Source organism: Solirubrobacter ginsenosidimutans (genome assembly GCF_027587205.1).
In genome coordinates, this window is the sequence record NZ_JAPDOD010000006.1 from 133,353 (window position 1) to 147,438 (window position 14,086).

The 14,086-nt window shown below is 67.1% G+C and carries 12 protein-coding genes and 1 tRNA gene; 9 read left to right on the forward strand and 4 right to left on the reverse strand.

Annotation, left to right across the window (positions count from 1 at the left end; all coding sequences use genetic code 11):
• Nucleotides 1–10: 10 nt before the first annotated feature.
• The 3 genes from OM076_RS10250 to ispF all read right to left on the reverse strand — a co-directional run bounded on the left by OM076_RS10250 (nucleotide 11) and on the right by ispF (nucleotide 6,842).
• Nucleotides 11–2,731, reverse strand: coding sequence for a hypothetical protein (locus OM076_RS10250; protein WP_270039610.1), 2,721 nt, complete (start codon nucleotides 2,729–2,731; stop codon nucleotides 11–13).
• Between the two features lie 5 nt (nucleotides 2,732–2,736).
• Nucleotides 2,737–5,955, reverse strand: a complete 3,219-nt coding sequence (locus OM076_RS10255) for a helicase-related protein (protein ID WP_270039611.1) — start codon at nucleotides 5,953–5,955, stop codon at nucleotides 2,737–2,739.
• A 380-nt stretch (nucleotides 5,956–6,335) separates the two neighbouring features.
• Nucleotides 6,336–6,842: a 2-C-methyl-D-erythritol 2,4-cyclodiphosphate synthase gene (gene ispF, locus OM076_RS10260; RefSeq protein ID WP_270039612.1), complete on the reverse strand. Its 507-nt coding sequence runs from the start codon at nucleotides 6,840–6,842 to the stop codon at nucleotides 6,336–6,338.
• A gap of 151 nt (nucleotides 6,843–6,993) precedes the next feature.
• Here ispF and OM076_RS10265 point away from each other — a divergent pair, with 151 nt between their 5' ends.
• The 9 genes from OM076_RS10265 to OM076_RS10305 all read left to right on the forward strand — a co-directional run bounded on the left by OM076_RS10265 (nucleotide 6,994) and on the right by OM076_RS10305 (nucleotide 13,954).
• The gene (locus tag OM076_RS10265) at nucleotides 6,994–7,758 is read left to right on the forward strand and encodes a helix-turn-helix domain-containing protein (protein WP_372518021.1); all 765 of its coding nucleotides are present in this window, start codon (nucleotides 6,994–6,996) and stop codon (nucleotides 7,756–7,758) included.
• 2 nt (nucleotides 7,759–7,760) lie between these two features.
• Complete coding sequence (locus OM076_RS10270) at nucleotides 7,761–8,237, forward strand: NUDIX hydrolase (protein WP_372518016.1); 477 nt, start codon at nucleotides 7,761–7,763, stop codon at nucleotides 8,235–8,237.
• 51 nt (nucleotides 8,238–8,288) lie between these two features.
• Nucleotides 8,289–8,840, forward strand: coding sequence for an HD domain-containing protein (locus OM076_RS10275; RefSeq protein ID WP_270039617.1), 552 nt, complete (start codon nucleotides 8,289–8,291; stop codon nucleotides 8,838–8,840).
• A gap of 168 nt (nucleotides 8,841–9,008) precedes the next feature.
• Entirely contained in the window at nucleotides 9,009–9,320 is a 312-nt protein-coding gene (locus tag OM076_RS10280; protein ID WP_270039619.1) for a hypothetical protein, read from the forward strand.
• A gap of 9 nt (nucleotides 9,321–9,329) precedes the next feature.
• Complete coding sequence (locus tag OM076_RS10285; RefSeq protein ID WP_270039621.1) at nucleotides 9,330–10,715, forward strand: FtsK/SpoIIIE domain-containing protein; 1,386 nt, start codon at nucleotides 9,330–9,332, stop codon at nucleotides 10,713–10,715.
• A complete protein-coding gene (locus OM076_RS10290) occupies nucleotides 10,712–12,160 on the forward strand; it encodes a replication initiator (RefSeq protein WP_270039622.1) in 1,449 nt (482 codons plus the stop codon). Before OM076_RS10285 ends, OM076_RS10290 begins: the two co-directional genes overlap by 4 nt.
• Complete coding sequence (locus OM076_RS10295) at nucleotides 12,157–12,375, forward strand: helix-turn-helix transcriptional regulator (RefSeq protein WP_270039624.1); 219 nt, start codon at nucleotides 12,157–12,159, stop codon at nucleotides 12,373–12,375. The genes OM076_RS10290 and OM076_RS10295 overlap by 4 nt, the downstream gene beginning before the upstream one ends.
• Nucleotides 12,372–12,800 (forward strand): helix-turn-helix domain-containing protein, encoded by a 429-nt coding sequence (locus tag OM076_RS10300; protein WP_270039626.1) that lies wholly within the window; start codon nucleotides 12,372–12,374, stop codon nucleotides 12,798–12,800. Before OM076_RS10295 ends, OM076_RS10300 begins: the two co-directional genes overlap by 4 nt.
• Nucleotides 12,797–13,954, forward strand: coding sequence for a tyrosine-type recombinase/integrase (locus OM076_RS10305; protein ID WP_270039628.1), 1,158 nt, complete (start codon nucleotides 12,797–12,799; stop codon nucleotides 13,952–13,954). The genes OM076_RS10300 and OM076_RS10305 overlap by 4 nt, the downstream gene beginning before the upstream one ends.
• Before the next feature lie 59 nt (nucleotides 13,955–14,013).
• Here OM076_RS10305 and OM076_RS10310 read toward each other — a convergent pair.
• Nucleotides 14,014–14,086 (reverse strand) — tRNA-Thr (locus tag OM076_RS10310).

Below are 14,086 nucleotides of genomic sequence, written 5' to 3' on the forward strand. Positions count from 1 at the left end.
TCGTCGGGCGTCATAGCAGTGTCCCTTGGCGATCGGCGAGTTCCCGCCGGCTGAGTGCCTCCATGACGTTTCTAGTCGCGGTGCTGGCGGCAGCGCCCACGCCGGCCTTCGCTCGGAGGACGCGCGTGAAGGCGATGGAGTCGGCGTCCCCGTGTGGCAGGCGGTCGGCGAGGAACTTCACAGCGGCCCACAAGAACGGGTCATCGGCAGAGCGGCCGGACGCTGCGAGGCATTCCCCCATCGCGTCCAATCCGTCTTCGGACGCGGCCGCGAGCGCGAGCACGACGTCGATGACGGGCGAGTCGGCAGTGAGCTTGGTCTCGAAGTCGCTCGATCGGGTAAATGCCACCCCTTTGGCGGCGTCGGGCACCAGAGGCCGGACGTCGTCGAGCTCCATCGACGCAGCGAGTGCTTGCCACCGCAGTTCAGACTTCGGCTGCACGTCGCGGCTGTACAGACGCACCCACCACAGGGCGAATCGGGTCGGTGCGTCGAAGCTCTCCAGAGCGACGCTATCAACGTCGACGGCCATCGCTCTCTGAACTGACGCGCGTGCGAGTGGGAGGAAGGTGTAGATGTCGACGTGCTCACCGCGAGCATCTAGGACCTCGCGGTAACGCCCGACAACCTCCATAGCAGGGCCCGCGGCAGCCATGAGCATGTCGGTTGGGGCGAGTCCCCACCGCTCCCAGTCTGGGTAGCGACGCTTAATCTCGGCTTCGATCTCGGCTTCGACGGTGCCTTTACGGCCGTCGGGGCGATTCGGAGGCGCTGGGCGGCAGGCCATGGTGAGGGTCGTCTCGATGTGGGCGTTCCCGTGTGAGCCGCCGGCTTCGGTGCGAGCCGGCCAGGAACCCGTCATCACGAGGTCCGCAGCACTGATGGCATCGAGCAGCCGTTGCCACACCTCGGGCTGACCATGCCCGAACACGATGGTTACCAAGCCGTCCTTGGGAACGACGCGACGCATCTCTTTGAATGCCGCCTGGATGTTCTTGTCGTAGTGCTCCCGAGTGCGGTGATCCTTGACTGTGAGTTTGCCAGTGCCCTCCTGCCTCTTAACGATGATCTCAAGGTCCTTGTCCTGCGCGCCGTACGGGTCGGAGGTCATCGTCAATTCGGGCCAGAGCGAGTGCAGACAGCGCTTGAGCCACGAGTAGAACAGGTCGGAGGCGTCGGAGTAGGCGATCATTGCGTCATAAGGCGGGTCCGTCACGACGACCGTTACCGCGCCATCTCGCATAGCGATGTTGGTCGCCGAGCCCCGCTCGATTTGCGCTGGGCGACCACGTTCGTCGGCGAGTAGGTTGCGCAAAACAGCCATTACGTTTGCCGAGATTGACGACCAAGTCCCGGGACCTTCACCAAGGCCGGCCTCGAAGGAGTCGTGCGAGAACGTGATCGAACCTTCATTAACGAACAGGTCGCCTACGCGTGAACCTCCGCTCGTTTGGAAGCGTGCGCCGCGGGTCGAGCGCCGCAGCTTTTTCACCATAACGGCGGCGGCATACCCGGAGAGCGCTCGCGCATAGTCGCGCGACACACCCGCGTGAGTCAGCTCCTGCCCAATCTTATTGATCGTCTGGGCAAGCCGTACGTAGTACAGAGTCTGCCGATCGACCATAAAGTCACCGAAGGTTCTCGCCCCGTAGATCGAGGGTCCGAGGATGTTGTTGTTTCCCGGTCGTATCTCCTCGGCAGGGATCGCAGGCAGGAATGGCGTAAAAGGCGGCTCGGTCCGAAGGGCCGCAGAGGCGTCCGCCACTGCGTCGATATCGGCCGGCGACGGCTCCCTGAATGACTTGCTGCCAGCCGCATCAATGTCGGCCACGAGCAGTAGAACGTCGGTGCAGTCCCCGTCGTTTACGAGTCGACGGTGAGACTCGAGCGAGTGGACGTGTTGGCAGTGTACGCACACGGCCGATTTGCCTTTCGCCTTTTTCCCGGTAGGCAAGATGGCGTTGCGCAGGGTGGGCTGATGAAGAGGCGGACCGTCGTGCACGACGGTACGGACGCTGCCATCTGACTGGCCGCTGACGTAATAGGACTGGGCGCTGTGCTTTCCGCGGGCGCGGATCAATTCGTAAGACCCGACAAGCGGAAAGATCCGCGAGCATTCCTGGCACGGGATGCCGACAGCCCACAGGTAGCCCCATGGGTATTCACCGGCGTCATTGCGTGGGTAGACGCTGCCCAGGGACTCGTCGAGTCGACGCGCGATCTCGTCGATCATCGCCTTGGTGTCTGCGAGAAGGCGATCCGACGAAGATCGGAGCAACGGTCCTTCCTTCGCGAAGGGCAGCCCAGGCTCGCCGGTCCAGTCGCGGAAGGGGAAATCGGTCAGTAGGTGGCTCGCCAGAACGGCGACTGGGCTGTAGTCAATCCCGTACGCCGTGATTCCCAGGCGCGACGATTCCAGAGGAATCATGCCCCGGCCGCTGAATGGGTCGAGAGTGCTGGCACCTTGCGGGTTGGCGGCCGCGATGCTGTCTCGTAGCTCCTTCCAGGCTGCGTAGCGACCGGTCATCGCTTCCTGTACGAGCGTCTGGAGCCGTTCTTGTTCGGCTTCGTCATCTGGCCACGGAAGAAGGCTGCATAGGACTGCGGCCTTCGCTTGTGCGCTTGGGCGCGCGGCGAACCAGGTGAAGAGATTGCGTTCCTGATTACCGGAGCCCCACCCAGCACCGGCACTTTCGCTGACTTCGGCGCAAGGGAACCAGCGCTCGATCATCCGAATCATTGATTGCTCCCTGGCGCGTTCTTGAGGCTGCTGCCCGGGACGCGAAAGATGGCGTCACCGACCATATCCGACGAAAACAAGGTGGCAGGGTCCGCGTACGTCCCGAAGAGGCGGCCTCTGCCGTTAGAGCACTGGTCGACGACGTAGAGCCAGTAGCTCGCGCGGTGCTGTGTGGCAATAAGGACCTCGTTGCCAGTCATGCGGATGCCCTGGCTCGCCGCATCGCCAGCCACGCCCTTCACTTCGACCTGACGAATCTGCGAGTGGCGACGTGCTTCGAGGTCGTAGCCGCGGCCTTCGGTGTGGACGTCCTCCACTGACCAACCGTCAGCTTCTAGGTACTTCTGAACGTGGCCCATCGCCACCCACTCGGATTGGGCGTCCCCGACGAGCTCGGGTGCGCCGGCAGGGATCACGCGCAGGCGGCCGACGAGCCTGGGCGTCGTGAGCTCCACCTGCACCAGTTGCTCAAGCTGTGAGAGCCGACGTTCAGTCTGCTGCTGGAGTGTGCGTCGGGTCGCTATGCGCTCGGCGCGGTCGTCAATGGCGTTCGCCAGCTCGTGCGGCAGATTAGTCAGGTCCTTGCGAGCTTGAGCGAACCACTCGCCTCTGATCCGGCGGTGCTCCGAGACGGTGGTGGCCGCCACGGCAGCGGCCTGCGCTTCTGCGGCCTGTTGGCGGGCGGGGTGCGCCGCTGTGCCGACGACATCACCCGGAACGAGGTTTGCGAGTGTTTCCCAGCGCACTGCGCGCGCGGTACCCCCATCGTCGACCTTGATGAGTGCGGCCCAGACGCTCGCGCGCTTGCCGTCGGACTCGGTCATTTTCGACTCGAACGCATAGAGGTCGTAAGCAGTCAGGCTCGTGGGATCGTGGACGGCGCCGGACCTGAAGACGCTCTCGGCGAGCTCGTCGTCGGCAATTGCGATGATGTCAGTGAAGGCGGGCTCGCCGGGACCAAGCGTAACGAGGCCGTCGAGCGCTATCGTCGTCGCTTCGAGTACGGCGTGGCCGCTTGTAGCAACGTGCGCGCTCGTTGACCCGCCAAGGCTAGCGGGCAATCCGGCCGCCCGAGTGAGGCGTCGGAAGCCGTCGCCAGCCGCGGTTTTGCGTACACCAAGCACCTCGGAGGCGTCGAGACGGTCGAGGTATGCCTCGACGATTGCCGGGTTGATCCGCGCGAACAGGTCACGCTGCAGCAACGTGAGTGCTGCGACAGCGTCTACCTGACTAGCGAGACGTCGTTCAGTGTTCGCGACCTGGCGCGCGATGCGCTCGAGGTCGCGGGACTTCACTTGGTCCGCGGCGTGCTTAGCGGCTGCTTTCTTGACCTCGTCGTTGCCGAACGCATCGGTTAGCCATCGCTCGTAGTCGACCCCGTGCACCTCGGCGACCGCGGAGAGACTGTCAAACATCTGCCCGCCGAGCTCGTTCGCCGCCGTGACAAAGTTGTTGAGCAGTACGAGTAGTACGGCTCCCTCGCGCGTGTCGGAGGCCACGAGGTTGTAAAGGAAGACCGGGCGCGTCTGCCCAACTCGGTGGATGCGCCCCATGCGCTGTTCAAGGCGAACGAGCGACCAGGGGATGTCGTAGTTCACGAGGACGTGGGCGGCCTGCAGATCAATGCCTTCGTTGCCAGCGTCGGTGGTGACGATCACCTGGAAGTCGCCGCGCATGAACGCGAGTCGGACCTCGTCACGCTCGGGGTTGGTTTGTCGGCCCGAGTACACCCGAGTGCTGAATCCTTCCGCACGGAGGCGGGCTGCTATCCAGTTTGCGGAGTCCGTGTACTCGGTGAAAATGACTGCTTGGTCGCCGTTGCCTGGGAGGACTCGGTTCGCGCCCAGGCAGTCGTCCATCAGTCGCTTCCACTTTGACGGCCGCCACGTTTCCTCGTTGATCGTCGCAGTGATCTCGTCAATCAGCTTCTTCGCTGCCGACCGTTCAGCACGGGACGCCGTTGAGCCCGCATAGACGACCTTTGCCTCGTCGGTCTCGCTCTCGTCGCCCGCGAACTCCTTGTCGGCGTCCAGCGCGGCTTCGGCTTCGCTCTTTTGGCCCATGTGGTCGTGGCGGCGTTGCAGTGTCTCGGCGAGAGCCTGGAGGGTAGATGCGGCGCGCTTGCCGTAGACCATGCGAGCAAGCGGCTGGGCGACCGGCGGAAAGAACTGATCGACCATGTCGAGGGCGGCCTGGTAGTACCCAGCCTCAACGATTGAGAGCGGAACTCCGAAGTTCTCAGCGGTGCGCTCCTTGAACAGACGCGTCTTGCCGTCGTAGTCGAACAAGTCCTCCTTCATCCGGCGCAGGAAGTGGATCGGTCCCGGACGGAGAGGCGATAGAGCGACGCTCGGGTCGTCGCCGGGGTCTGGGAAGATTTCCGGATCAGTCAAGTGCAGCAGGTGACGGAAGAGCCACTCCTTCCCACGGTGCGGTGTAGCCGTCATCAGCAACGCGCGGGGTGTGTTCTTGGCCAGAAGCCTGCCAACCTGGTTGAAGGTCGCCGCGGTCGGCGTCAGGCGATGTGCCTCGTCGAAGATCACGAGATCCCAGCCCGCGAGATCGGGACGGATGGCCTCTTGAACTGCCGGATTCATCGCGGCGAGCTCGAGCGAGACGACCCACAGGGGATGGGCGCCCATTGCGTCCTCGCGTACCGTGCTACCCGTCAGGTGGCGGAGGCCGCCGCCAAAGAAGCGTTTGAAGTCGGCTACCCATTTGGATGCGAGATTCGCGGGACAGACGACAATCGCACGCTGTACAAGGCCCAGGCGTTGCATTTCCCGCAGGTACAAGCCGGCCATGATCGTCTTGCCCGTCCCGGGCTCGTCGGCCAGCAGGAACCGAAGGAGCGGTTGAGGCAGCATGGCTCCATAGACCGCCGTGGCCTGATGAGCGTACGGGCGCAGCTGTGTGGAGGCAATCGCACTGGTTTCGGCGTTCGTGGCGGCCGCCGCCATCCAGCGTGTCCACATGCCGGCGAGCACGCGCGCCGAGTCGCCGGACCCGTCCGAAGCGACGCTCCGCACGCTCGCCGGCTGGCCCGGCCCGACCGCGACCTCGTACATGGCGCCTTCGTCATCGATGAGGATCAGCGCACTAACCGCAGGATCGGCGGTGGGGGCCACCAGCCGGATCGTGGCGAAGTCGGGGATGCCCGGGGCCTCGACGCGCACACGCTGTCCCTGCTCGAAGTGTTCGCCGCCCCCGGTCACGTTCGGCCCAACGTATCGGCTTCGGTCCAGGTGGCCGCGTGGGAGCTGCTCAATCACACCTCCACAGTCGCTTGACGTGTTCGTGGCCTGACAGGCCCAAGCGACGGAAGTCGACCACCCACCCTCCACGCTTCCCCGGTCGCCGGCGGCTCCTATCTACGGTTTCTGGCGAAGTACGGCTTTGGGAGCCGACATGCTCCGCCGAAATGGCCCGCTCTAGGACTCTACGCCCATTGCCGCTGCCGCTGACGGCTATGGGTTGGACCGCGCTCGGCGGCAGCACGATCTCTCAGACGGCGACGATTACACGGTGCGGCCGCCTCGCGCGGTCGGGTTTGAGATCGTGAAACGTGGGCGGCCAGCGAGTCGGCGCCGGCATCTCAGCCGTCGGGTTCGGAATCGGTCTCGATGCGGAGTTGCACGAGCACGTTTGCCGAGATTGCCTCTCCTCGACCCTCTGGTCCAAAGCCGTCATTCGTCTTTCCCTTGACGTTGACGCGGTCGACGTCGCAGTCGATGCCTGTTGCGATGTTCGCGCGCATCTCGGCGGCGACTGGGGCGATCCGCGGTGCGGCACAGAAGACCGTGCAGTCGATGTTGATGACTTCCGCTCGCACTCTGGCCATCACGGGCCGGAAGCGCTCCAGAAACTCGATGCTGCGGACGTCCTGATCTGCAGGATCGTCCTCGGGGAAGTGGTCTCCGAGCGACCCGACGGCCAGCGCGCCGGCGAGGGCATCAATGATCGCGTGAGCGACGACATCACCGTCCGAGTGGGTGTTGAAGCCGTTTGGGAAGTCCGGGAAGGCGACGCCGCCCAGCACCGTAGGGCAGCCTGGGTGTAGGCGATGGATGTCGTAGCCCCAGCCGATTCGGACTTCGGGCAACGCGTCAGCGGAGAATCGCGGTCCGGGGCAGAGTTAGATCAGCGTATCGGGCTTTCACTGCCCGGTCGCGCGAGATCCGGAGGTTGCGATAGCTTGGATGTGGACGTTCCAAACGTCCCTCCTGCCGCGAGAGCAACCAAGGGTGCGCGCAATGGCGAACGAAAGACTTCGGCGAGCGATTCAGCAGGCCGGGCTGCGCTTGGAGGACGTCGCAGAGCACGTCGAGATCGACGTCAAAACCGTCGAGCGGTGGATCACGAAAGGCCGGCTGCCGCACGCGCGTAACCGTGTGCGTGCCGCGCGGTTGTTGCACATCGACGAGCTCGATCTGTGGCCCGAAGTTGCCGAGAGCAGAGGCGGCCGTGGCGCGAGTGACGGCGAGCTCGTGCGTCTGTATCCGCACCGCGGCGCTGTGCCCCGTGACTGCTGGTACGAGCTGCTCGAGGCGACGCGCGAGCAATTCGACGTCCTGGTCCACGCCGGGCTGTTCCTGCCCGACGGCCGGTCCGACCTCGCCGCGCTGGTGCGACGCAAGGCCGAGGATGGCGTCAATGTGCGCCTCGTCTACGGCGATCCCGACTGCGACCCGGTTGCGGTACGCGGGGCTGAGGAAGGCATCGGGGATGGGCTCGCAGCGCGGATCCGGCTGGCACTCGTCTACATGCGCGAGGCGTTCGACGAGCCGAACGTCTCCGTCCGGCTGCACGCGACCACGCTCTACAACTCTATCTACCGCTATGACGACGAGCTGTTGATCAACACTCACGCGTACGGCGTGCCGGCGGGCCAATCACCGGTTCTGCATCTACGGCGCTTCCCGGGAGGGCGCTTGTTCGATCACTATGCGGCGAGCTTCGAGCGCGTGTGGGAATCGTCGCGGCCGCTCGTCGAGGCGCCGGCGGAGCTGGTGGCGTAGTCGTGGGTCGGCGGATCGACTTCCTCGACGACCCGGAAGCGCCGGCTGCCAATAGCCTCGTCCTCTCGGTGAATGTCGCAGTCGCCGACGACGGCGGCCGGCTACTGCTGATCCGTCGCTCCGACAACGACAACTGGGCGCTGCCAGGTGGGGCGATGGACCCTGGCGAGAGCATCTCGGACGCCGCGGTCCGCGAGACGAAGGAAGAGACGGGCGTCGACTGCGAGATCACCGGGATCGTCGGGATCTACACGAACCCGGCGCACGTGATCCTCTACACGAGCGACGGCGAGGTGCGCCAGGAGTGCTCGGTGGTGTTCACGGCTAAAGCAGTCAGTGGTGAACCGACCCCGAGCAGCGAGTCGACCGAAGTGCGTTGGGTTTCCATGGCCGAGCTCGACGGCTTCACGATGCACCCGTCGATGCGCCAGCGAGTCGGGCACTATCTCGACGGGCGCGATCGTCCGTACATTGGGTAATTGGGCGCGCCCGGGCGGCGGGCCGCTTATGGGCGTGCGTAGAGTGGCTGTATGGACCTCGTTGCTTGGTCGCGAGTCGAAGCTGAGGCACGGCTGTCGCCGCTGGGCAGCCGCTGGGCGCACACGCTCGGCGTGGTCCATCGCGCGAAAGGGCTCGCGGGGACCGCACCGGCGGCTGATCGCGAGACGCTGATTGCGGCCGCATACGTGCACGACGTCGGCTACGCGCCGGAGCTCGAGGACACCGGCTTTCACCCGCTCGACGGTGCGCGATGGCTTCGCAGCTGCGGCCACGAGCGCCTTGCGCGCTTGGTGGCGCATCACAGCGGCGCGCGCTTCGAGGCGGAAGCCCGCGGCCTGGTCGACGAGCTCGACATGTTTCCCGAGGAGCGCTCGGTGGTCGCGGACTTGCTCACCTACTGCGACCTGACAACCGATCCGGACGGACACCAGGTGACGCTCTCCGCCCGGCTGGCCGGCATCGACAGTCGTTACGCTCGCGACAGCGACGTCTCGCGCGGCATGCGCACGGCTGCAGGTCGGCTTGCCGCGCTCGTGCGCCGAGCTGAGCGGGAAATCGCTCGCTCGGGCACCTCGATCTAGGCGATAGCGAATCGGGGACGTTTGGCCCCGCAGAGACGTCTGCGAAAGGTCCCGGCAGGCGGTAGAGACGTCTCGTCGGTTGACGCACCCTTGGTCGCGTTCAGCGATCCAGGGCCTAGGAGGTCACTCGCAATGCGCCTTCCGATCGATACGTCTGGGTTGACGTTTATGGCTGCGACCGACGCGCGGCCCGTGACGGACTTCGACACCCGTCAGCACAAGTCCGATGAGAACGGCGAGCTGCTGTTTAACCTGCAGGTCGTACTCCTCGACGCCGACGGCGCCCAGGTGATCACGGTCAAGCTCGCCGGCGATCCCAAGGTCGGCCAGGGAGCACTGCTCGAGGTCGAGGGCCTCGTGGCGATGCCGTGGTCGATGAACGACCGCTCGGGCGTCGCGTTCCGGGCGAGCCGTGTCAAGTCGATCGGCGTCGCCGGCGGCTCGGCGAACGGCCGCTCGGCGGAGAAGGCCGCGGCGTAGGCGTCTGCCATGTTCCGGCGGACGTCGGTCGTGCACCTGGTGGATGAGCTCGGGCGGGCGCAGCGTCGCGAGCGGGCGCGGGAGGACGTCCAGCTCCTGCTCGTCGGGGTGGCGTGGGCGCTGTGGGGCGTGCGCGTCGAGCTGGTCCTGGTGGTCGCGCTCGCCGCAATGCAGCGGTGGGTCTCGGGGATGCTCGGGGACGTCGTCGGCGGCGTTGCGGTTGCGGTGATCATCGCGGCGGCGATGCTGGTCCGCCCTGTGCGCTGCGCGCTGTTGGGGCTGCTCCGAGCGATGCGGCTGCGGCGGGCATGGGCGCGAGCAACGATCGACTCGGGCGTCGCGTCCGGTCCGTTCCGCGCGCCAGGCGTGTGGTCGGTCACACGCGTGCCCGCCGGCGAGTTGCTGGACGTGCATGTGCGGCGCGGACAGTCGGTGGCGGAGCTCGACAACCGCAGCGAGCACGTGGCGGCGTGCCTACGTGCGCGGGAGGTTCGCGTGCTGCGCGATCGGCGCGACGCGGCCCGGGCGAGCGTGCTCGTGGTGCGACGGGATCCGTTCGAGGGAGCCGACCCGATCGCGTGGCCGATGGGCGAAGCGAGCGCGGTGTCGTTGTGGGAGCCGATCCCGGTCGGCGTCGACGAGCAGGGCGAGGGCGTCGTGCTCGAGCTGGTCGAGCGCAACATCCTGCTCGGCGGCGAACCGGGCGCAGGGAAGTCGGCGGCATTGTCGGTGCTGCTGGCGGCCGGCGCGCTGGACCCCAACGCCCGACTGTGGCTGCTCGACGGCAAGCTGGTCGAGCTCGCGGCGTGGGCGCCGGTCGCGCAACGCGTCGCGGGCCCGAACGGCGACCAAGCGGTCGAGCTGCTCAGGGAGGTGCGCGGGGTGATGGAGGAGCGCTATCGCGAGTTGCTCGCGCGTGGGCTGCGCAAGATCCGCCGCGAGGACGGGCTGCCACTGCATCTGGTTGTCTGCGACGAGCTGGCGTTCTATCTCACGCTGCCGGACAAGTCGCAGCGCCAGGAGTTCGCCGAGTTGCTGCGCGATCTCGTGGCCCGTGGCCGGGCGGCCGGCGTGATCGTCTGCGCCGCGACGCAGAAGCCGGGGACCGATGTCGTGCCCTCGGCGCTGCGCGACCTGTTCGGGTTCCGTCTGGCGATGCGCTGTACGACGCCGCAGGCCTCCGACACGATCCTCGGGCAGGGCTGGGCCTCGAACGGCGCGGACGCCTCGGAGATCCCCGGTGCGCAACGTGGCGTCGGCTACCTGCTGGCGGAAGGCGAGCGGCCGATCCGGATGCGCGGCTACTACCTCGCCGACGACGACGTCGCGGCGATTGCGGACCGCGCCGCGTCGCAGCGCACGGACGCGTGGCTCGCCGAGAGGGCCGAAGCATGAACGCGCTCGCGATCACCCGCGGACCAGTGCTCCACGAGGTTCTCAAGCGGGCGGCGGACCCGGATGAGTGGGAACGCTTCGAGCGCCAGCTGCGCTCCAACGGCTACTGCCGGCAGCCGGTCAGGCTCAAGGGCCGCGTCGACTCGATCAACACGAGCACGGGCGAGGTCTTGCGTTCCTACTCGACCGAGCGCGAGCCCGACGGCACGCTGCTGAAGTGCTGCGGCAACCGCCGCGAGGCCGTCTGCCCGTCCTGCGCGCGCACCTACCGCGGCGACGCCTTCCAGCTCGTCGCGGCCGGAATGCGCGGTGGCAAGGGCGTCTCCGAGACCGTGGCGACGCACCCGCTCGTCTTCCTGACGCTGACCGCGCCGAGCTTCGGGCTCGTGCACTCGCGCCGCGTCGTCGACGGTAAGGCGCGGCGTTGTCGGCCGCGACGCAACGGGGGCGCGTGCGCGCACGGCGTCTCGGTCGCGTGCAATGAGATCCACGCCGAGGACGACCCGCGTCTCGGCGAGCCGATCTGCCCGAGGTGCTTCGACTACGAGCACAACGTGCTCTGGAACGCGCTCGCACCCGAGCTGTGGCGCTACACGTCCAACCAGCTTCCGCGCGAGCTCGCGCGCCTGCTCGGCGTCAGGCAACGCGACCTCGACGTTCGCGTCTCCTACGTCAAGGTCGCGGAGTTCCAACGTCGCGGCGCGCTGCACTTTCACTGTGTCCTCCGCCTGGACGGCATCGGCGAGGACGGCGAGCTCGACCCACCCACCGAAGGCTGCGGCGCGCAGCTGCTCATCGACGCCGTGACCGCAGCAGTGCGGCACGTGTGTGTCCTCTCCCCCGCGCCGGAGGAGACCACGGACCGACTGCCCGGCTTCGCGCCCGCGTTGGCGCGCGAGATCCGCTGGGGCACGCAGGTCGAGGTGCGCGAGCTCGACACCCGCGGAGCCGAGGCGGCGTCGTACGCCGGCTACATCGCCAAGTACGCCACCAAGTCCACCGAAGCGGTCGGCGGCCTGATGTACCGCCTCGACGCCAGCGACGTCCAGCGGCTCAAGACGCGACCGCACGTCCGGCGCCTCGTCGAGACCGCCTGGCGGCTCGGTGGACACCAGCACCTGCACGAGCTGCGGCTGCGGCGCTGGGCGCACCAGCTCGGCTTCCGCGGGCACTGCTTCACCAAGAGCCGCCGCTACTCCACGACCTTCACCCGGCTGCGCCAGGCACGCCACGAACACGTCCTGCACCGCAGCGGCCAGCGACGCGACCCGAGCAGGGAGATCCGCCGCTGGGCCTACACCGGCTCGGGCTACAAGACGCTCGGCGACGCCTGGCTCGCGGAGTCAGGACGCAAGCGCGCGTTCGAACAGCGACGGATCGCGCGTGAGGAGCTTCGCACCACACCGGTGCGGCACAAAGACGGCGACAGAGGGAGGCTCAGATGAGCCAGGACGACGGGCAGGGCGAGCGGTACATCACGGCGCGCGAGGTCGGCGAGCGGGTCGGGCTCTCGCCGGAGACAATCCTGCGCTACTACCGCGAGGGACGGATCCCGGGCCGGCGGCTGCCCGGGCAGATCCGCCCGGTGCGGTTTGTGTGGAGCGAGGTCCAGGCGGTGTGGGACTGCGACCGGCAGCTCGAGCTCGGTGACGCCGCATGACCATCCGGGCCGGCGCGCCGGAGCAGATTCGCGCGCTGGCGACGGTCACGCTCGACGCCCAGGCGCTCGACGAACTCGGGCCGCAGACGATCGACCGGCTCGCCGACCTCGTCGCTCAGCGGCTCGCGGAACGAAACGCGCTCGAGGACGACCCGTTGCTGTCAGCGCAGGAGGCAGGGCGCGTGGCGGCCGTGCATCCGGAGACGGTTCGACGAGCGGTCCGCTCGGGCGCGCTACCGGTGGCCGGATACGTCGGTCAACGGCCGCGATTGCGGCGAGCAGACATCGATGCCTGGATTGCCCGCGACGAGACTCAGACAGTCGGTCGCCACCGTGGGTCGCTGAGGCGAAACCGGTCGGGCACGAGCGGCGAGCGGGTACTGGGCAATGCACTGCGAGCGGTGTCGGAGGAGGTGCGCGGGTGAGTGTGCATCGGATTGAGCGACCGGACGGGTTGGTCAGGTGGCAAGTGCGCTGGCGCGATGGTGGCCGCGACACGCGCGCCCGAAAGCGCACGTTCGACCGCAAGCGTGACGCCGTAGCGTTCGACGATGAGCTCAGGCGCCGACGGCGGCTCGGCGACCTGGGACTCGTGGTCGGCTCGCAGGAGACACTCAATGAGTACGTGTCCGAGACGTGGGCGCGCACACACGCCGTAACGTTGGCGCCGCGCACGGTGGAGACCTACGCGTCGTTGTACGACTTCCACATCGCGCCAACGCTCGGGCGGCTGAAGCTGGGCGAGCTGACCCCTGAGGTGATCGCACGTTGGCAGGCGGAGCGGATCGCCGCAGGGGCCGGGACGGTGTCGGTGCTAAAGGCGCTGACGCTGCTTGGAACAATCCTGCAGCTGGCGCTAGAGTCCGAGCGGATCGCGCGCAACCCTGTGCGGCTGGTGCGCAAAGCACGGAGGCCGGCTAGGAGCGAGGTGCGGCCGCTGGCGCCGGCGACGGTCGAGGTCATGCGAGCGGTCGTCGATGAACGGGATTCGACGCTGATCTCGGTGCTGGCCTACGCAGGGCTGCGTCCTCAGGAGGCACTTGCGCTGCGCTGGCGTGACGTCGGCGAGCGGACGGTCATGATCAATGCGCAGAAGACCGGGCAGCGGCGCAATGTGCGCCTGCTGGCGCCGCTACTCGAGGACCTGGACGTCTGGAGGGATGCGGGGGGCTCATCGGGTGCGGATGCATTGGTGTTCCCGGGCCACGACGGTGAACCGTGGGCGGCTCACGACTACAAGAATTGGGCGAAGAAGCTGCCGCGCGGACGGAAGCGCCCTGGCCAGCGTCGGCGCGCTGGAAGCCCGGGACCGTTTGCTCGCGCAGCCCAGGCGGCGGGCGCGCCTGCGGCGACGCCATACACGCTGAGGCATTCGTTCTGCTCGTTGCTGTTGCACGAGGGCCGCTCGGTCATCTACGTCTCGCGTCAACTGGGCCATGACGCGAAGCTGACGCTGTCGACATACGGGCACGTCATCGACGAGCTCGAGGACGCGCCGCGCGTGCCGGCGGAAGAAGCGATCTGGGCCGCCAGGCGTGGCCCGTGTGCCCCTGGTGTGTCCGAAGAGGAGGCGTCGTGATGCTGCGTGGAAGCCCCGGGAACGACAAAACCCCCGACGGTGCGGGGGTTTTGGTGAGGAGCCCTCTGCCGGACTCGAACCGGCGACCCCTTCCTTACCATGGAAGTGCTCTACCAACTGAGCTAAGAGGGC

Bases quoted from the DNA above. Each gene is read 5' to 3' on its own strand.
- OM076_RS10300 (WP_270039626.1), top strand. From the start codon at position 12,372: ATGACCATCCGGGCCGGCGCGCCGGAGCAGATTCGCGCGCTGGCGACG.
- OM076_RS10275 (WP_270039617.1), top strand. From the start codon at position 8,289: ATGGACCTCGTTGCTTGGTCGCGAGTCGAAGCTGAGGCACGGCTGTCG.
- OM076_RS10295 (WP_270039624.1), top strand. From the start codon at position 12,157: ATGAGCCAGGACGACGGGCAGGGCGAGCGGTACATCACGGCGCGCGAG.
- OM076_RS10290 (WP_270039622.1), top strand. From the start codon at position 10,712: ATGAACGCGCTCGCGATCACCCGCGGACCAGTGCTCCACGAGGTTCTC.
- OM076_RS10250 (WP_270039610.1), bottom strand. From the start codon at position 2,731: ATGATCGAGCGCTGGTTCCCTTGCGCCGAAGTCAGCGAAAGTGCCGGT.
- OM076_RS10285 (WP_270039621.1), top strand. From the start codon at position 9,330: ATGTTCCGGCGGACGTCGGTCGTGCACCTGGTGGATGAGCTCGGGCGG.
- OM076_RS10280 (WP_270039619.1), top strand. From the start codon at position 9,009: ATGGCTGCGACCGACGCGCGGCCCGTGACGGACTTCGACACCCGTCAG.
- OM076_RS10265 (WP_372518021.1), top strand. From the start codon at position 6,994: ATGGCGAACGAAAGACTTCGGCGAGCGATTCAGCAGGCCGGGCTGCGC.